The sequence below is a fragment of the Rothia sp. ZJ932 genome (genome assembly GCF_016924835.1).
Classification (GTDB): domain Bacteria; phylum Actinomycetota; class Actinomycetes; order Actinomycetales; family Micrococcaceae; genus Rothia.
The window spans coordinates 459,262-478,312 of sequence record NZ_CP070480.1; the positions used below are offsets into that span (position 1 = coordinate 459,262).

Consider the following 19,051-nt stretch of genomic DNA (forward strand, 5'->3'; position numbering starts at 1 on the left):
TTGAGGGGCACCACTTGTATATAAGAATCATTGAAGAGTTAGATGCTGCGTGAAGGAGCGAAGAACTGACGCGCCCAGAGGGCAACGTAGACCAGCGCCACCAAAATAGGTACTTCAATGAGAGGCCCTACCACACCGGCAAGGGCCTGACCGCTCTGCGCGCCAAAGGTAGCAATAGCCACCGCAATCGCCAGCTCGAAATTATTACCTGATGCCGTGAATGAGAGAGTTGTGGTCTTTTCATACCCCAGCTTCAGTGCCCAACCAATCACCATGCTTGCCGCAAAAGTCACCAAGAAGTAGAGCACCAGCGGCACCGCAATACGGGCAACGTCTAGCGGGTTAGAGATGACCGCGTCCCCCTGCAAAGCAAAGAGCACCACAATGGTGAAGAGCAGACCGTAAAGAGCCCAGGGGCTAAGAGCCGGAACGAAAGTGTTTTCGTACCAGTTGCGTCCCTTTGTCTTCTCACCCACGGCGCGTGTGAGAAAGCCCAGCAGCAGGGGAATACCCAAGAAAACCAGCACCGAAAGTATAACCGTCGTCAGTGAGAACTCGACGCTGGTGGTCGGTAGCCCCAACCAGGTGGGCAATGCCTGTAGGTAGAACCATCCCAGGGCACCGTAAGCGAGTACCTGAAAGATAGAGTTGATCGCGACCAAAACCGCCGCTGCCTCGCGGTCACCGCAGGCAAGGTCATTCCAAATCAGCACCATCGCAATGCAGCGAGCCAAACCTACAATAATCAGACCGGTACGGTACTCGGGCAAATCAGGCAAGAAAATCCAGGCGAGAGCGAACATGAAGGCCGGTGCCAGTAACCAGTTAATGACCAGCGAGGTCACCATGAGTTTTTTATCGGCAAGCACCTCACCTGTTTCGGTGTAGCGAATCTTAGCCAGCACCGGGTACATCATCACCAACAGCCCCAAGGCAATGGGCAGAGAAACTCCGGCGACCTGAACGGACTCCAGCGCTGTACCCACCTGAGGTAAGAAGCGACCGAGTAGCAAGCCCAGAACCATGGCGGCGAGAATCCACAGGGGTAAAAAGCGGTCGAGCACAGATAACTTGGCGATCACCTGGTCAGTGTCGTTAGCGGGGTGAGCACTCACAGCGCACCTTCTTTCATCGATAAACTTCGATATTTTCTGTGCCAGTATATATTGAAATCTATCGATATATGTGTAATCTTGTTGAAAAGGCAATCTTTGCCGCATCTCACGGGAGGTGAGCGTATGAGAACATCATCGTGTTGCAGTATGGCAACCGAATCTGCGGTGCCAGTTGAGCATATTGCGCGTAAAGCCCAGTTCTACAAGGCTCTCGGCGATGAACGACGGCTGACCCTGGTCTATCTCATTGATTCATCACCTGAAAAAAGTGTCTGCGTTTGTGACCTCACCGAACCGCTGGGGCTCAAACAATCTACCGTCTCGCACCACCTCAAGATTCTGGTAGACGCCGGTATTCTCGCCCGCGAACAGCGCGGCACCTGGGCGCACTACTCGGTGGCAGCATCCGCCCAAGAATGTATTAGTACCCTCTGGAAGGAACACCCATGACCGATCACAAGCCCACTATTTTGTTCGTATGCAATTCCAACAAGGGCAAGTCACAGATGGCTGCTGCCCTGTTAGAAGCTGAAGCGCCGGGTAAGTTCACCGTGGAGTCAGCAGGTACTAAAGCGGCAGTGGGGGAGGCTGTTAACCAGCAGGCTGCGACGTCACTGGCTGAAATTGGTGCTGATATGTTGGCAGGTACTCTTACCCAGCTGACTGAGGAGGCGATGCGTGCTGCCGACCGTGTAGTCGTGGTGGGCGGGGCGAAACTTCCCGAGGTTGACGGTGTTGAGGTTGAGCGCTGGGAAACCGGCGAACCCTCAGAACGCGGCATCGAAGGCGAAGAGCGCATGAACCTGATTCGTGACGAGATCCGTGAGCGTGTGCAGAAACTGGCACAAAGCTACTAACCCAAAGTACTGCTACCTGAAGGTTGAATACGCGAATACAGCAAAAATCCCGCTCACTTTTACAGTGAGCGGGGCTTTTATGCTTGGTCGGGATGACAGGATTTGAACCTGCGACCTCGTCGTCCCGAACGACGCGCGCTACCAAGCTGCGCCACATCCCGATTATTAACTCATGACGCTAAGCGTCAAAGCAACATCAACCAGTATAACCCTGCCACGCGGACGCCGCAAAATCTTCGACGCGGACGCGCGAGCCTACCCGCGCGTCCGCCCAGCTACCCCGGTGAACGGTAGAACTAGCGGGTTGCCTTCTCGACCAGTTGCAGAATGTTCTGGTAGGTGTGCCCGGTAGCCTCGGTCATACCCTGCTCACAGGTGCGGTTGGTCGAAACATAGGCGGAGTAGCTGCGCTCATTGACCTCACGCGCCTCAGCTTTCGTCGCAGAAGCAGTGAGCTCGGGATGCAACATGCCGCGGTCACCGGCATAACCACAGCAACCCCAGTTAGCGGGTACTACTGCGTCCGGCGAAATCGCCTGAGCCAGTGCCACAAATTGCGCCTGAACACCCAGGTGGGTGACTGAGCAGGTGGGGTGTAAAACCACAGAATCCAGCGGACGCGTTACCGTGAGCCCAGGTAGCAGACGCTCAGCGGTGAACTGCACAGCATCAATAAAGCGAATCTTGGCAAAATCAGCCTCTCCTGCGCGCACTCCGTTCTTCAGCTGACTTTCAGCGGCAGCTGTCACCTTGGACTTCATCACTTCAAGCCCCTCAGTACACGAGGACGCATCGCAGACCACGGGCAACTCACCGCCACGGGTTGCCTTCCACAGAGTGCTCAGAACTTTATCGCTCATCAGCAAGTAGCCGTCGGTGTACCCCTTAGACTTCCAGGGAGTACCGCAGCACAGCGATGAGATACCCTCGGGCACTGTGTAGCGCACTCCCGCACGCTCACACAACTGTTCAAAAGCAGCCGTTGCGTTCATCGGCTCAGCCTTGCCGTCACCGTCAACACCACCGAACATGGCGTTGACGCAGGCGGGGAAGAAAACAATCTCGGCACGGACATCAGGGTGCGCTACACGATGTTTACCACCAGCTGACAACGACTTCTTATACTGAGGCACCAGGTCTTCACCCATGACCTTACGCCCGAAATCAGTCACCGCCTTCACCGCGGGGAAGGGTAGCTTCTTAGCGATATCTAAGGCGACACCGGCACCAGCATCCACCGCGCCCCAGTTCTTTGCGGCAATCGTCCACCCCGTAGCCACCAACTTATTCTGGTTCTCACTACGCAGACGCCGCACCAAATCACCTGTATCAATGAGCACGGGGCAACGAGTGAAGCACATACCATCTACCGCGCAGGTCTCGATGCCGTAGTACTCATAATCTTTACGCAAGCGGTTTGCCAGATCTGGATTGTGCTCCTCAGCCGTCTGAACCTCGCGGCGCATGACGATACGCTGGCGCGGGGTCAGCGTCAAATCCTTAGACGGGCATACCGGCTCACAGTAACCGCACTCCACACAGCGATCAACCTCCTGCTCCACAGCGGGCGCAACCTTGAGATTCTCAATGTAGGTGCGGGGATTATCGGTAATAATGACACCGGGGTTGAGCAAGGCTGTGGGGTCAATCAGGCGCTTGACTTCAACCATCACCTCGTAAAGTTCGGTACCAAACTGACGCTCGATATAAGGTGCCATAATGCGACCTGTACCGTGCTCGGCTTTCAGCGACCCCTGGCGTCCTACAATCAGATCCACCATGTCTTCGGTGAAGGCTTCGTAGCGACGCAGCTTATCGGCATCATCAAACTTTTCATTGAGCATGAAGTGAACGTTACCATCCTTAGCATGACCGAAAATCACCGAATCCTCATAGCCGTGGACATCAAAGAGAGTACCCAGCTCCTGGCAGGTTTCACCCAGCACATCCACAGGCACCACCACGTCCTCTAACAGAGCATTAGTACCTGAGGGTCTGTTGCCCGCAACCGTTGTATAAAGCCCGCGGCGAGCCTGCCAGAGCTTGTTGCGCTCGCTCAAATCGGTGGTCATTTCAACGGGCGCCACCACGGGCAGGGACGCGAACATGGGCGCGGCGGCATCCTCTAAAGCCCTGAGCTCCTCAGCAGAGTTGCCCTGGAATTCCACCAGCACTGAGGCGTGGTCTTTCACGTCAATCGCTGCAAGCGCAGCAGCTGCCTGACCGGTGCGCTGGGCAACACGAATAGAGGTAGCATCTAGAAGTTCAGCGGTAGAGAGCTTGTTCTCTACCAGTGTGGGCACCATTTTTGCCGCGGTGATGAGGTCATCAAAAACCAGCAGGCCGGTTGAAACATTGGTGAGAATAGGTAGGGTGCGGTAGGTTGCTGAAGCCACAAAAGCCAGAGTGCCCTCAGAGCCCACCAAGAGGTGCTCCAAAATCTCGACAGGGGTTTCAAAATCGAGAAAAGAGTTAAGCCCGTAACCCATGGTGTTCTTCATCGAGAACTGCTGCTTGATGGTGGCAACGGACGCGGGATTTGCAAGAATACGTCGGCGCAGGCGTAATAAACCCTCGTGAATATCGGGTTCTTGGGCGCGCAACTGGGCATCGGCATCTGCGTCCGCAGTATCAATCACGGTACCCGAGGGCAGCACAAAAACCAGGGATTCGAGGGTGTTATAGGTGTTGAACTCTGTGCCGGATGACATGCCGGAGGAGTTGTTAGCAACCACACCACCGATGGTGCAGGCACTCAAGGACGCGGGGTCAGGACCCAGCCGGTAACCGTAGGGTGCCAGCATATTGTTGACCGCCATGACGGTCGCTCCGGGCTGCACCCGCACCCGTTGACCGCTATCGAGAACCTCTATGTCGCGAAAATTGCGGCGGGTATCGAGCATCAAACCGTCGCTGACTGCCTGCCCTGAAAGCGAGGTGCCGCCGGAACGGAAGGTCAGTGGAACCCCGTGACGCGAAGCAGAAGCGAAAATCGCACCCATATCATCAGCTGAACGAGGACGCAGCACCCCACCGGGAACCAGCAGGTAGTGGGAAGCATCGTGGGCAATAGCCAAACGGTCAATTTCTTTGACCGAGATAGCGTCAGCTCCCAAGAGGGATTGAAGCTCTGAGGCGACACCGCTCAACCCGTGGGCGTGCGGTGAGTCAAGGGAGGTAGCAGAGACAGCAACGGCAGACATAACAAACACCTTTGTTCGTGCGAGTGTGATTGTCTCTATTTTAGAGTTGCTAGTGTTGTTCATCTCTTCATGAAACTCGCGCATCTTCGCTAGATTGCCATTGATTCTTCCCAGGACGTGTGGAGTTGAGCGAAGCGTCCGCCGGACTCAATGAGCTGGGTGGGGGAGCCATCTTCGACGATGGTGCCGTCATCAATCACAAGAATACGGTCCGAGGTCAGCACCGTTGAGAGACGGTGGGCAATCACGAGAGAAGTGCGCCCCGCCAACAGTTTCTCAAGCCCGGCTTGAACTAACCGTTCGGAGGGAATATCAAGGGAGGCGGTCGCTTCATCGAGAATAAGCACCGCCGGGTCTACCAAGAAAGCACGGGCAAACGAGATGAGCTGACGCTGACCGGCTGAGACCGAACCACCGCGCTTTGAAAGGTCGGTGTTGTACCCCTCGGGCATCACCGAGATGAACCCGTGGGCACCCACCGCCCGCGCTGCATCCTCAACTTCTTGGTCGGTTGCTTCGGGTCTGCCCAGCCTAATGTTCTCAGAGATAGTGCCGGTAAAAAGAAAAGCCTCCTGAGTCACCATAACGACTTCACGGCGCAACTGCTCATCGGCAAGATCACTCACAGCAACCCCGTCCAAGGTCAAAGAACCCTCAGTGAGATCGTAGAAACGTGCCACCAATTTAGCGAGGGTAGATTTACCGGCACCGGTTTTACCCACCAGAGCTACCTGCTGACCGGCGGGAATGTCCAGGTTGAAGGGGTGCAAGGCAGGGCGACCGGGCAGGTACTCAAAACTCGTGTCCCTAAACTCAAGGTGACCCGCAGCAGGCTGGGTACGCTGTACCGGACGCGCCGGTTCGGCAACCTGGGGTACTTCGGCGAGAAAGCCCGAGACCTTCTCTAAAGCCGATACGGCAGACTGTAACTGGTTGTAGAACTGCGACATTTGAAAGACCGGTTCAAAGATGCGGTTGGCGTATATAACCAGTGCAAGCAGGGTGCCCACCTGCATGGCTCCCTCAAGCACAGAGTGACCGCCAACCACCAGCACTACCGCCACGAAGACGGTGCCCGCACCCAGCAGAGAGGGCAGGTAGAGACCAAAGATTTTGACGGAATCCATGACGCGCAGACGGTAGTCTTCTGCTTTTTCGCCGTAGACCGAGCGGGCGCGTGCCTCATTGTTGAAGGCTTTGATGGCGCGAATACTGCCGAAAGTCTCTGTGAAGCGTCCAATAAGCTGGGCTGATTCAACACGCTGGGCACGAAAAGCCACCGACGAGCGGCGCTGAAACCAGACGGTCAGCAGAGCCACGGGAACCATCATGACTAGCAGACCGACACCTGCCCGCCACTCCATCACAAAGAGAGCTATCACAGAGAAAACCATGCTCAGGGCGGCAGCGGCGAGCTGAGATAGACCGGAATCGAGAAAAGCCTTGAGTGTTTCAAGGTCTGAAGTCAGGCGCGAGATCACACGTCCGGCAGTATATTTCTCGTGAAAACCCACGCTGAGTTTCTGCGCGTGATCGAACATTTCAAGGCGTAGGGCATAGAGGGCTTTTTGCGAGAGACGGGTGGTCACCACAATATTCAGGTACACAAAGACACCGGCAAGAATCGCGGCAGCCCCAAACACCGCTAGCGAAACCAGCATAGGCTGAGAGTTGCCCTCACGCAGGGGGTTTAAGGCGTTGTTCAACGTGTAGGCAATCAGCCAGGGCGCCAGGGTATTAAGACCCATCGCCGCTACCACGTAGATGATAGAGAGCATGAGCTCTTTACGCAGGGGCTTCAGAACTCGCACCAGCAGAGCCATAGAACGCTGGCGGGTAAATTTCTTCTCTGAAGCATCGAGCTCAATTTTGTCTTCGGCAAGTTGCTGTGACACGGTTCTTTAGCCCTCCTTACTCTCATCAAGGGGTGCCATCAACGCCCGATACTCCGGGTGCGATTGCAAATGAGCAGGAGTGCCCACTGCAATAATTGCGCCCTCTTTCATCACGGCAACCCGGTCGGCAAGGGCAACGGTTGAGGGGCGGTGAGCGGTCAGCAGGGTAGTAGTGTTCACCAGCTGCTTTTTCAGCTGCTGCATCACGAACTCCTCGGTATTAACGTCGAGAGCCGACAGCGGATCATCAAGGAGCATGACGCGCGGCTGGGCTGCAATGGCGCGGGCGAGCGACAGACGCTGACGCTGACCACCCGATAAGTTCATGCCCTCTTCACCAATCACAGAATCAACACCCTCAGGTAGTTTCTCCACAAAATCAGCAGAGGCAACGTCAAGACCCAGACGCAAACGCGCGTCCGCCTCTTGGGCGCTCATCCGCGAACGGTCAACACCCAGCAACACGTTCTCACGCACCGTATCTGAGAACAATACAGGCTCTTCAAAAGCGAAAGAAACTTGTTGGCGCAACTGGTGAATGCTGAGTGATTTAACGTCAACCCCGTCTATGGAGATGGTGCCGGCGGTTGCATCATAGAGACGCGGTACCAGCTGCAAAACTGTTGATTTACCCGAACCTGTGACACCCACCAGGGCAATAATCTCACCTGGTTCAATCTCTAGGCTAAAGTTTGTCAGCACAGCCGGTGCCGCTTCGGAGTAGGCGAAGCGAACGCCCGAAAAACTGAGAGAAGCGGGGGCCTGCGAACTCTGCACCGAATGTTTCATCGGGGCGGACGCGCGTCCGTTCCCCGTCCTTTCGTTGCGGCTAGAGTCGCTGAGCAGGGGTATATCTTCTCCATCGGGGGTATCCACGATAGAGCGGTGGCGGTCTAAGGAGACCTTAGCGCCCAGCCCGATGCCCATGAGTGTACCCGCACGTTCTACCTGGGCATTCAAAATGGCGGTGGTTGCAAAGAAAGCGGTGAGTTCGCCAACGCTGAGCTGGTTGTGGGCAACCTGGTTGATGCCAACCCCCAGGGTAATAAGCGAGGTGACACCGACAATCAAAGAGTTCTGCATCATGAGCTTACCCATGAACCGCGAGCGGGTCACCTCAAGATCCCGCAACCTGGCGGAGTCCTCAGCGAAGCCCGCAAGAGCATGCTGACCGCGTCCGAGGGCTTTGAGCACACGCACACCGTGAACAGACTCCTCAACGGTGGTTGCTAGATCGCCAGCCATCTCTTGAGATTGGCGGGTGAGCTCTCGATACCCTTTAACAAACCGCCAGGTCACAAAAACCATGAGCGGTACACTGCACACGTAGATGAGGGTGAGCAGGGGAGACCCTCGCAGTAGGAGCACCGAGCCAACGACCAGCATCACCGCAACAGAGATGAGCTGAACCAGACCGAAAGTCATCCACTGGCGCAAGGTATTGAGATCACCCATTGAGCGCTGCAGAAGCTGCCCCGAGGGCCAACGGTCGTGAAAAGAAATGGGCTGACGCAGTAGTTTATCCACAATATTCAAACGCATCTGCTGCTCAACAGTGGACGCTGAATCAACCAATAAGAAGCGGCGCAACATCACCAAAGATACTTGGGCTGCGGCGACCCCCAGCACTATTAAACCGCCTAGCCACACCGTTGAGCTGGTGGGTGATCCGCCCACCATCGCATCGACAATAAAGCTGAGCACTTGAGGAATCATCAGCTCCACGATGACTATAATGATGCTGACAGTCAGCCCCGCTATCCACCGTGCGCGGATAGGACGCAGATAAGAAAAAAGGGTGTGCGATTCGCCGGTCTGCCGGGAAAAGGGGGTAGGGGAGGGCACCTCAATACGCTTTGTTTTTAACAAAAAGTTCTGCACGCGCTAGCTACCAGCCTTCTCACCAGGGAATAGAGCCCTCCAGAATACAATTAGGCTCCACCTACAGTTCTACAGGGTTTTACACAAAAATTCGCGCCAGGATTTCTTCAAGCGAAATCATGACGCAAATTTTACGCAGAAAATATTGCCTATCTAGCGTGAGGTGAGGGTCACCACAATTGCCTCAGGCGGGCAGAAGAGCCTCACCTGTGCGTAGCGTGAAGTTCCCAACCCGGCAGAAACGTGTACCGGCACACCATCTTGATAGCTCAAGCCTTTGGCTCGCGCAGGCGGCAAATCGCAGTTAGACACCAGCGCGCGTCCACCCGGCAAACATACCTGACCACCGTGCGTGTGGCCGGCAAAGATCGCTTGGGCACCATCAGCAACAAACCGGTTCAGGGTTCGCAGGTACGGTGCGTGAGCTACACCTAAGCGCACCAACGGCGCAGGTTCGGTATCAAAGGCGGTGGGCGCAAACCCCGGATGCTTGTCATAGCCAATGTGCGGGTCATCAACCCCCGAGAACTCCAAACGCAACCCATCAATGCTCAGAGTTTCATAGCGGTTGATGAGGTCAACCCAGCCCCTGTTATCAAAAGCATCGTGCATTTCTTGGGTGGGAAGGGTAGCGACTTTTTCGCTCTCAGGTTTCTTAGAGGGTCCCACTAAATAGCGGAAAGGGTTCTTTTTGCCCGGTGCGAAATAGCAGTTAGAACCCGGCACGTACACACCCGGAAAATCAAAGAGCGGATCCAACGCATCCATCAGGGCAGGTAACCCGCTCATGTGCGAGAGATTGTCACCGGTGTTGATAACGAGGTTGGGTTCTAACGCCGCCAGCGAATGGATGAAGTCACGTTTGGTGCGTTGCCCCGGAATCATGTGCATATCTGAGATGTGCAGAATCCTAAAGTCTGGGGTGCCCGCAGGTAAAACGGGTAGCGCTTCGTGGCGCACCGTGAAATTGGTGAGTTCGTAATACCGGGCATAGACTGCCGTGGCGGCACCCGCAACAACAGCTGTAGCGAGGGTAGCACCGGCTACCTTGCCCAGCTGTTCAGCAGATACCGCCACAGCAGAAGGTGAAGATGAGATCATACTTAGCCTAGACCCAGCACCTTATTAGAAGGCTGAGCGAACTTATCAGTGTTATAGCGTTTAGCGGTCTCGTTCATGTAACGCTGCCACTGGGTACCTGCGAAGGTTGCGCCATCAACGTAAGCACTGCGCTGACCGTTGATTGACAAACCGTTGAGTGAACGGGAGCCCTCTTGGAGGTTACCCACCCAGGACGCGGTAGAAAGACCCTTGGTGTAGCCCACCATCCAGGTCTGGGTGGAGTTATCGGTCGTACCGGTTTTAGCTGCTGAAGCATCAGGCAAACCGATACCGCGCTGCCAGCCAGAACCATCGACCAGTACCTGCTTGAGTACGTAGTTCACGCCGTTCGCGACGTCCTTTGAAATCTGTTCGGAGCAGGCGGGCTTGTACTCTTTCTTCACGCTACCGTCGCGGTTTTCAACCTTGGTGGTTGCCATGGGCTCGCAGTAGACACCGTCGTTAGCGAAGGTCGCGTAGGCGGATGCCATAGTCAAGGGTGAAACCTCAATGGCACCGATGTTCGATGTCAGAATCTTGGGGTTGTAGGCGGTGTCGCCCGTCCACTGGTGAACGTGCAGTTTATCAGCCATCTCTTGGATATCGCACAAATCAGATTCGAAGACCATGCGGAAGAGGAAGGAGTTAATGGAGTTCTTCATACCGAAAGTAACTGTGCCCCACTGGCGGTAACCACCCTCAGCGTTCTGGAAGGTAAAACCCTCGGGTTTTTCGGTGAACCGGAAAGCTCCACCGTCGAGGCACTTGGCATTCCAGCGGGTGCTGGCGGGGTAGTTCAAAGCGGTGCCATCAATCACCTGATTGACGCTCTTGCCCTTATCTATCCAGTTCGCCAGAACCACGGGCTTGAAAGTTGAACCGGGCTGGAATCCGGTGGTGCCACCGTACTGGGGATCAACATTGTAGCTGTAGAGCGAAGTAGAGTGATCGTCCTTTGCATCAGCATAATCACTGTTCTGCGCCATCGCCTTAATGTAGCCGTTCTTGGGTTCAACAGAGACCAGAGCGGCGTTCACATCGTCGATATTGTTAGTAGAGGGCTGGGTAGCTTCCACTGACTTCTTCGCTGAATCCTGCGCGCGGGTATCAAGAGTTGAAATAATCTTGTAACCGCCACGGTAAATGCTGTTGATGCGGTCCTCTTCGGTAGCACCAAAGGATTCATCGCCGTAGAGCGCTGACATCACGTAGTTGCAGAAGTAGGCGTTTACACCTGCTGCTGAACATCCTGAGTCGGTGGTGTGAATATCGAGATCCAACTCTGAATTCACTGCGTTGTCATACTCTTTTTGAGTGATTTTCTCATCGCGCAACATGGTGCCCAGCACTAAGTTGCGACGTTCTTTGGAGTATTCGGGGTTCTTATTGGGGCGGTACACGTTAGGTGCCTGTACCATACCGGCAAGCGTCGCTGCCTGAGCGGGGTTCAGCTCAGCAGCTGAAATACCCCAGTAGTAGTAAGCAGCAGCCTCAACGCCGTAGTTAGCGCCACCCAAGTTCACAATGTTGAGGTAGCCCTCAAGAATTTCGTCTTTGGATTTGTTTTCTTCCATCGAGATGGCAAGTTTCATCTCGATGATTTTCTCAACATACCCCTTATTAGCGCCCAAAGTTTCGGTGGCATCGCCGCCGGTCTGTTCAGCTGTATCAATGAGCAAGTTGTTCACGTACTGCTGAGTGAGAGTGGAAGCGCCCTGACGGTTGTTAGGACGAAGGATATTATTAACCAGCGCACGTCCAATACCGACGGGTGAAATAGCACCGTGTTCGTAGAACTTACGGTCTTCAACCGCGATAATCGCGTCCTGCATGGGCTGCGAAATTTTATCGAGGGGAACCTCAGTGCGGTTCTGAGCGTAAAAAGTAGCTAGCTCCGTTTTACCGTCGGATGCGTACAGTACCGAGGGCTTCGAGAGCGGGCCGTCAGACATATTGTCGGGCAGTCCCTTGAACCAGTTGATGGATGAGGTAGCAGCCATGCCAGCGGCAGCTGTGGGCGGAACCAACAGACCGGCAGTGATAAAGCCTGCAATGATTGACAGCGCTACGAACTGCAATAAATCACTGGGCTTACGCTTTTTACGTACTTTCTTGGATGAGACCATTGCTCTAGTTTACAAGCCAAACGGAAAAAACACAGTCTTTTATTAGACCGCTCATAGACCGCTGGCTCACACCGGCAGACCTCCTAGTTCGCCCCGCAACAAATACGATGTTTTATCGCCTCTTGCACGGGTGTTTTTCGTAAACGCGTGCCGGTGGGTTTAGGCTAGAGACATGGATAAATGGGAATACGCAACAGTGCCCTTGATGATTCACGCTACCAAGCAGATTTTGGATAGCTGGGGCGAAGACGGCTGGGAACTTGTCACTGTACTACCTGGTGCTGCACCAACCGGTGCCGCACCCGCGGGTAACATGGTCGCTCCGACCCAGGGCAACCCGATCGCTTACTTCAAACGTAAGAAAAGCTAACACTAAAATATAGAACTCAACGGCCGACTCGCGTGTAGCGCGACCGGTCGTTGTTTTCCCTTAACACTTCCTGTACCAGAATCATTGTGAGAAAGCGTTATGACTCAGAACAGCACCGTTGAAAACCGTATTAAAGAACTGGGCTACACACTGCCCCAGGTTGCCGCCCCTGTAGCGTCCTATGTCCCCGCTGTTGTCAGTGGTTCGTACGTCTACACCTCGGGTCAATTGCCTTTTATCGATGGGGCTTTGCCAGAAACTGGCAAGGTTCATACTGAACCCGGTGGTGTGAACCTCGATGACGCTAAAAAGTACGCGGCGATGTGTGCTTTGAACGCTTTGGCTGCCGTGAAATCTGCGATTGGTGATCTTGACCGTGTGACCAAGATTGTTAAAGTAGTGGGTTTTGTATCATCGCACCCTGAGTTTACTGCTCAGCCTGCCGTCATTAACGGGGCTTCTGAGTTGCTGGGTGATATTTTCGGTGAGGTGGGTCAGCACGCCCGCAGCGCTGTTGGTGTGCCGGTGTTGCCCTTAGACTCACCGGTTGAAGTTGAAATTATTGTTGAGTATGTCTAAACCTGCTCTGTATACCGGTGCTCTGACAACGGTGCCCCAGAAGGCTGCGGCGATGAGCACTGATACCGCCCGTATCGAGCGGACTGTGGCATCTGTTGAACGCATATTTGTACTGCCTCGATCGCAGCAAGACGCGGCGCGTACCTGGGTAGCAGAGGGCGGTGAACACGGCCCCTGCACCCTCAAAGCGGCAGGTGCCGTGATATTTGTACGCGACGGTGCCAGCGGCATTGAAACCTTTATGACGTATCGGGTGAAATCTCCCATGGGCAGGCTGGCTTTCCCCGGCGGTCTAGCTACCGCATCTGATATTGCCCATCACCAGTGGATTGGCCCGAGCGAAACGCAGTGGGCTGAAAAAACCGGTGGCGACAATCCGCAGTTGGCACGTGCCGCCGTCACCACCGCCATCCGCGAAGTTTTTGAAGAAACCGGTCTCTTACTCGCTGGGACTAACGAGGTTAGCACCGTTGAGTCACTGAACGCGCACGAGATGATGAGCGTGCGACAGGCTATTTCTCAGCAAGAGAAAGATTTCATCGGCTACCTCGAAAGCCGCAACCTGAAGATGCGTACTGACCTGCTCAAGCCTGTGGGGCACTGGCACTCACCCGATTTCTTCCACAAGCGCTACGATTTGCACTACTTTGCGGCGGCTGTGCCCGTGGGGCAAAGCATTAACCTCTTAGAAGGCAAAGGGATTTGGGGTCGGTGGATTAGCGTCGGTGAGGTTCTCTCTAACACCACCAGCACCGCGCTGGGAGATGAAGTGGGGCAGGACGATACCGTCGGCAAGACCCTTCCTGAGCTGGTGAGTCCGGGAGTGATGTGCGCCCTAGAAGCAATGAACAACAGCTCAAGTGCCATCGCTTTCCTCTCCAAGAAACGCTCGGTTCAGGTGGTTAAACCTGAAACTAAGATGGCAGCCGATGGCACCTGCTATCTCAGCGTCAAGGACGCACCCGCCAAACCCGCGCGGTAGAGACCATTACTGCTTCAAGGAAAAAGAAGAGGGACGGTTCGCGATGAACCGCCCCTCTTTCTTTTAGGGTGCTCTTAGTACGCTATGAGTTTTAGCGTGAACGGTTGCGCAGACGCTGCAGATCAAGAATAACGACCGCGCGTGCTTCGAGGCGAATCCAGCCGCGTGATACGAATTCAGCCAGTGCCTTGTTCACGGTTTCGCGTGAGGCGCCAACGAGCTGAGCCAGCTCTTCCTGGGTGAGTTCGTGGGCAACGAGCACACCGTCGGTTGCGGGGCGACCAAAGCGGTCAGCTAGGTCGAGCAGTGCCTTTGCAACGCGACCGGGAACGTCTGAGAAGACCAGGTCAGCGAGGTTTTCGTTGGTGCGACGCAGACGGCGGGCAAGAGCCTGAAGAACCTGAGCTGAGATGCTGGGGGACTTCTCCATTGCCTTGCGCAGTGACTCGTGCTTGACACCTGCCAGGCGGGTCTCTGACACAGCGGTTGCGCTGGTTGAACGCGGTGAGGGGTCAAACAAAGCCATCTCGCCGAAGATTTCACCGGGGCCGAGAATAGCAACCAGGTTCTCGCGTCCGTCGCTTGCTGTGCGACCGAGCTTGATTTTGCCTGACACTACAAAGTACAGCTGGTCGCCGGGGTCGCCCTCGTAGAACAGAGTGGCACCGCGGGTCAGGTCAACTTCAGTGATGTCTTCGGTAAGGGCAGCGAATGCTTCATCGTCGAGCTGTGCAAACAGTGGGGCGCGGCGTAGAACTTCAATATCCACGTGTTGTTCTCCTATAAAACTACTAATAAACCTTTGTTGTGGTTACGAACCGATTGATAGGTGCTCGTAAGCCTCAAGCCACTCTGGTGAGTGTGACTTTTTCAATTACTATCGAGATTACCGCAAAAACGAGATAGTTACATCACCCTATCCTTAAATCAGCCGTGAGCTAGACTAAAATTTTAGGTTGCTGTGAGCGTTTTCCCCGCTTGCTGCACTACTATCGGGTGAACTGAGAGGGCATCATAGGGTGCCCCCGGCAAGGAGTCTAATGTTACAAGAGTTTACCTGGCTGGACGCGACCATAGCCGTGATCTTTTTGCTCTACTTCTTGGCGGGCATTAGGCGAGGTTTCTTCATCTCTTTAGGCAACCTTGCTGGCTTTATTCTTGGCGCCTTTGCGGCAATGTCAGTCACCGGCTGGGTAGTGCAACAGGTGCCTGATGCATGGCACATTATTGCCGGTATCATCACCATTATTCTTTGCTTGGTGGTTGGTCAATGGCTCGGTTTTTTGTTGGGGCGCTCCCTGCGAGACCTCAGCGATAAAACGCCGCTTCGTTCCCTCGAACGTCTGCTCGGTGGCGTGTTGAATCTAGTGGTGGGTGCGCTGGTGCTGCTCATTATAATCCTTGCACTCAAACCCTTGGGCGTTCCGGCAATCACCACTGCGCTGGGGCAGTCACAAATAGCGGTGGCTCTTGAACGCAACGTACCCCGTGCTGTCCAAGAGAAAATCAGTGAAGTACGCACGGACATCATGGCGAACGCTTCGATTCCTGAAATTACATCACTAATGTACCCGCAGACGCCCCCGCCCACCGAACCGTTAGAAAACGCCAGCCTTGAAGAAGCCAGCCAGTCTGTGGTGCAGGTATTAGGAGCTGCAATCCATTGCGGATACACCTCAGAGGGGTCGGGGTTCGTCATCGCTGACAACACCGTAGCGACCAATGCCCACGTTGTAGCGGGCGTGACCGAACCGCTCGTCCAAGATCGGGGTGGGTTTACTTACCGCGGCGAGGTGGTTTACTACGACAAAACTAACGATGTCGCTTTTATACGGCTCACTGATGAACTGCCACTCGATGCGCTCCCTTTGGGCGGTGATGCGCCTTCAGGCACACCCGCATCCTTCATGGGGTACCCCGGCGGAGGTCCCTTCGACTCGCGTCCGGCAACCGTACAGGGCTTGGGCTACAGTCGTACCGTTGAAGCTAAAACCGGTGAAACCAGCGAATCACGTTTGGTTTATCAGCTAGCAGCTGAGGTGGAACAGGGTAGCTCGGGCGGACCGGTCTTCAATGAGAAAGGTGAGGTAATCGCGCAGATCTTCGCCACATCAACAGAGGGTAAAACCAGCGGTTATGCTATTCCTGCTTCTGTTTTGCAGGATGCGCTGGTGGGCTTGGAAAATTACACACAGCCGGTAGCTACCGGTCAGTGCCAGGTGCGCTAAAAGGCAAGAGCTCCCCCCCCCCCCAAGAAATTTGGGTCTAGGCGAGGTGCTGGGCGAGAAAGTCCACCGCCAGGGTGTAACCATAGGCACCAGCTCCGGCAATCACAGCAGTTGCTTGCGGTGAAATATAAGAGTGGTGGCGGAATGACTCGCGCTTGTGAATGTTACTCAGGTGTACCTCAACAACGGGCAGCTCGGCCGCTTCTAGAGCATCATGCAGGGCAACAGAGGTGTGGGTGTAGGCTGCCGGGTTGATGATAATAGCAACAGCCCTGGTGCGGGCACGCTGAATCTCATCAACCAGGGCGCCCTCGTGATTGGACTGGAAGAATTCAACATCGAAGCCGTGCTCGGTGCAGCGCTGGGTAACCTGCTGTTCGATATCTGCCAGGGTGGTGATGCCGTACACCTCAGGATTGCGGGTGCCTAAAAGGTTGAGGTTGGGGCCGTTGAGAACAAAAAGTGTGGGTGCCATAACCTTTAGTTTTTCATATTAAGAAAGCGGTACCCGGTATCTAGTGCCGATACCGGGTACCTTTTGTTATTCATCGTGCCCCTTGTCGGTGCGGTGAGCTCACCACAAACTCCCGTCAACCGTTCTATCAGCGGTGCAGATGAAGTCTAGATGCGTCTTCGCGCACGTAGCTTTTAGCCCTTGTACTTTTCGACGATGACGTCCATGACAGTGGAATCTGCCAGAGTGGTGACGTCGCCGACGGGGCGGTTTTCTGCAACGTCCTTGAGCAGACGGCGCATAATCTTGCCGGAGCGGGTCTTGGGCAGCTCGGGCACAATCAGAACCTTCTTGGGCTTAGCAATCGGTGAGATTTCAACACCTACGTGAGCACGGATTTCTTCGGAGAGGGCTGCCTCGTCGTAGCCTGCTGCCACTGCTTCATCGGAAAGAATGACGAAGGCGATGACTGCCTGACCGGTAGTCTCGTCGGGCGCACCCACGACCGCTGCTTCTGCCACCTTGGGGTGGGTAATCAGAGCAGATTCAATTTCGGGGGTGGAGAGTCGGTGACCCGAGACGTTCATGACGTCATCGACGCGTCCGAGTACCCACACATCGCCATCGGCATCGCGCTTAGCGCCGTCACCTGCAAAGTACATGGACTCAAAGCGTGACCAGTAGGTGTCAACAAAGCGTTCGTCGTCGCCCCAGATGGTACGAACCATAGAAGGCCAAGGTTCACGGACAACCAAGAAGCCTGACTGCTCATTGCCCAGGGTGTCACCCAAATCATCTACCACATCGACCTTGATACCGGGTACCGGCTGCTGTGCTGAACCGGGCTTAGCAACGGTGACACCGGGCAATTGAGAAATCATGATTGCGCCGGTTTCGGTCTGCCACCAGGTATCAACGATGGGGCACTTGTTGCCGCCAATGACGCGGTGGAACCACGTCCACGCCTCGGGGTTGATAGCCTCGCCCACGGTGCCCAGCACGCGCAGTGATGAGAGGTCGTACTCGCCGGGGATGTCCTCGCCCCACTTCATCATGGTGCGAATAGCGGTGGGGGAGGTGTAGAGAATGGTAACGCCGTACTTCTGCACGATTTCCCAGAAACGACCGCGGTGCGGTGAATCGGGGGTACCCTCGTAGATCACCTGGGTAGCGCCATTGACCAGCGGTGCGTAAGCAACATAGGAGTGGCCGGTGACCCACCCAACGTCTGCGGTACACCAGTACACATCGGTTTCCGGCTTGAGGTCAAAGATGTTCTTGTGAGTGTAGGCGCCCTGGGTGAGGTAACCACCGGTGGTGTGCAAAATACCCTTGGGCTTACCGGTGGTGCCTGAGGTGTAGAGAATGAAGAGGGGGTCTTCTGCGTTCTGGGCGCTGGGGGTGTGCTCGGTGGAGGCAGCATCGAGAGCCTCATGCCACCAGATGTCACGACCCTCAACCCAGTCAATGTCTTCGCCGTTGCGCTTGACGACCACTACGTTTTCAACGGTGGTTTTGCCTGAGAGTGCCTTGTCAACGGCAGGCTTGAGCATGGAGGGCTTGCCACGGCGGAAAGAGCCGTCTGCGGTAACGACCAGCTTCGCCTCGCCGTCCTCAACACGTGAACGCACCGCGTCCGCTGAAAAGCCGCCAAAAATAACGGAGTGAACCGCACCAATACGGGCACACGCCAGCATGGTGATGACAGCTTCAGCAATCATGGGCAGGTATACGGCGACGCGGTCGCCCTTGGTGACGCCGAGCGCCTCAAAAGCGTTAGCTGCGCGGGATACCTCGTCCTTGAGCTGGGCGTAGGTGTAGGTTTTGGTATCACCGGGTTCGCCCTCAAAGTGAATAGCGACGCGGTCACCCAAACCGTTCTCAACGTGGCGGTCTACAGCGTTGTAGCAGGCGTTGAGTTCGCCGTCCTTGAACCACTTGGCAAAGGGAGGGTTAGACCAGTCGAGGGTTTCAGTAAAGGGCTTTGACCAGGTCAGCAGCTCGCGTGCCTGCTCCGCCCAGAACTCGGTGCCTTTTTCTTCGGCATGGGTATAAAGATCGGCAGTAGCGTTCGCCTGTGCAGCGAATTCTTCGCTGGGGGCAAAGGTGGGAGTCTCAGGCATAATGAAACCTTTCATGGTAATAAGTGAGCAACGTCTATGATGGGTGTCACGAAAAATGCGTTGAGTAAACCATAAACTAATATAGTGGTGTGTGTCATATTATGCGCGCGGTGTGTTGAAATTTTTTTGGGACGCAC

15 protein-coding genes and 1 tRNA gene are annotated in these 19,051 nt (G+C 55.1%); 6 read left to right on the forward strand and 10 right to left on the reverse strand.

Features of this window, described 5'->3' with window-relative positions:
* Positions 1–38: 38 nt before the first annotated feature.
* Positions 39–1,115, reverse strand: a complete 1,077-nt coding sequence (arsB, locus tag JR346_RS02110; protein ID WP_304621685.1) for an ACR3 family arsenite efflux transporter — start codon at positions 1,113–1,115, stop codon at positions 39–41.
* Positions 1,116–1,262: 147 nt separating this feature from the next.
* On the opposite strand from arsB, the gene JR346_RS02115 reads away from it, so the two are divergent.
* Together JR346_RS02115 and JR346_RS02120 are read left to right on the forward strand one after the other, a co-directional pair.
* The gene (locus tag JR346_RS02115) at positions 1,263–1,565 is read left to right on the forward strand and encodes a metalloregulator ArsR/SmtB family transcription factor (RefSeq protein ID WP_239479083.1); all 303 of its coding nucleotides are present in this window, start codon (positions 1,263–1,265) and stop codon (positions 1,563–1,565) included.
* The gene (locus JR346_RS02120) at positions 1,562–1,972 is read left to right on the forward strand and encodes a low molecular weight phosphatase family protein (RefSeq protein ID WP_205482807.1); all 411 of its coding nucleotides are present in this window, start codon (positions 1,562–1,564) and stop codon (positions 1,970–1,972) included. Before JR346_RS02115 ends, JR346_RS02120 begins: the two co-directional genes overlap by 4 nt.
* Before the next feature lie 84 nt (positions 1,973–2,056).
* Here the strand turns inward: JR346_RS02120 and JR346_RS02125 are convergent.
* From JR346_RS02125 to JR346_RS02150, 6 genes are all read right to left on the reverse strand, one after another.
* Positions 2,057–2,133: transfer RNA gene (locus JR346_RS02125), tRNA-Pro, on the reverse strand.
* Positions 2,134–2,268: 135 nt separating this feature from the next.
* A complete protein-coding gene (locus JR346_RS02130; RefSeq protein WP_205482815.1) occupies positions 2,269–5,175 on the reverse strand; it encodes an FAD-binding and (Fe-S)-binding domain-containing protein in 2,907 nt (968 codons plus the stop codon).
* A gap of 89 nt (positions 5,176–5,264) precedes the next feature.
* On the reverse strand, positions 5,265–7,070 hold the full coding sequence (locus JR346_RS02135) for an ABC transporter ATP-binding protein (protein ID WP_240333982.1): 1,806 nt from the start codon (positions 7,068–7,070) through the stop codon (positions 5,265–5,267).
* 6 nt (positions 7,071–7,076) lie between these two features.
* Positions 7,077–8,915, reverse strand: a complete 1,839-nt coding sequence (locus JR346_RS02140; protein WP_205482817.1) for an ABC transporter ATP-binding protein — start codon at positions 8,913–8,915, stop codon at positions 7,077–7,079.
* Between the two features lie 189 nt (positions 8,916–9,104).
* Entirely contained in the window at positions 9,105–10,052 is a 948-nt protein-coding gene (locus JR346_RS02145; RefSeq protein ID WP_205482819.1) for a metallophosphoesterase, read from the reverse strand.
* A 2-nt stretch (positions 10,053–10,054) separates the two neighbouring features.
* Positions 10,055–12,178 (reverse strand): transglycosylase domain-containing protein, encoded by a 2,124-nt coding sequence (locus JR346_RS02150; protein WP_205482828.1) that lies wholly within the window; start codon positions 12,176–12,178, stop codon positions 10,055–10,057.
* 172 nt (positions 12,179–12,350) lie between these two features.
* Between JR346_RS02150 and JR346_RS02155 the strand changes: the two genes are divergently transcribed.
* From JR346_RS02155 to JR346_RS02165, 3 genes are all read left to right on the forward strand, one after another.
* Entirely contained in the window at positions 12,351–12,548 is a 198-nt protein-coding gene (locus JR346_RS02155; protein ID WP_205482830.1) for a hypothetical protein, read from the forward strand.
* A 99-nt stretch (positions 12,549–12,647) separates the two neighbouring features.
* Positions 12,648–13,127 (forward strand): RidA family protein, encoded by a 480-nt coding sequence (locus JR346_RS02160; protein ID WP_205482832.1) that lies wholly within the window; start codon positions 12,648–12,650, stop codon positions 13,125–13,127.
* Complete coding sequence (locus JR346_RS02165) at positions 13,120–14,109, forward strand: NUDIX hydrolase (RefSeq protein WP_205482834.1); 990 nt, start codon at positions 13,120–13,122, stop codon at positions 14,107–14,109. Before JR346_RS02160 ends, JR346_RS02165 begins: the two co-directional genes overlap by 8 nt.
* Before the next feature lie 91 nt (positions 14,110–14,200).
* On the opposite strand, the gene JR346_RS02170 is transcribed toward JR346_RS02165, so the two are convergent.
* On the reverse strand, positions 14,201–14,878 hold the full coding sequence (locus JR346_RS02170) for a Crp/Fnr family transcriptional regulator (RefSeq protein WP_168614842.1): 678 nt from the start codon (positions 14,876–14,878) through the stop codon (positions 14,201–14,203).
* Between the two features lie 271 nt (positions 14,879–15,149).
* Here JR346_RS02170 and JR346_RS02175 point away from each other — a divergent pair, with 271 nt between their 5' ends.
* Complete coding sequence (locus JR346_RS02175; RefSeq protein ID WP_205482843.1) at positions 15,150–16,337, forward strand: MarP family serine protease; 1,188 nt, start codon at positions 15,150–15,152, stop codon at positions 16,335–16,337.
* Between the two features lie 37 nt (positions 16,338–16,374).
* On the opposite strand, the gene aroQ is transcribed toward JR346_RS02175, so the two are convergent.
* Both aroQ and acs read right to left on the reverse strand, forming a co-directional pair.
* Positions 16,375–16,812, reverse strand: coding sequence for a type II 3-dehydroquinate dehydratase (gene aroQ / locus JR346_RS02180; RefSeq protein ID WP_204877953.1), 438 nt, complete (start codon positions 16,810–16,812; stop codon positions 16,375–16,377).
* Between the two features lie 173 nt (positions 16,813–16,985).
* Positions 16,986–18,929: an acetate--CoA ligase gene (acs, locus tag JR346_RS02185; RefSeq protein WP_204877952.1), complete on the reverse strand. Its 1,944-nt coding sequence runs from the start codon at positions 18,927–18,929 to the stop codon at positions 16,986–16,988.
* Positions 18,930–19,051: the final 122 nt, after the last annotated feature.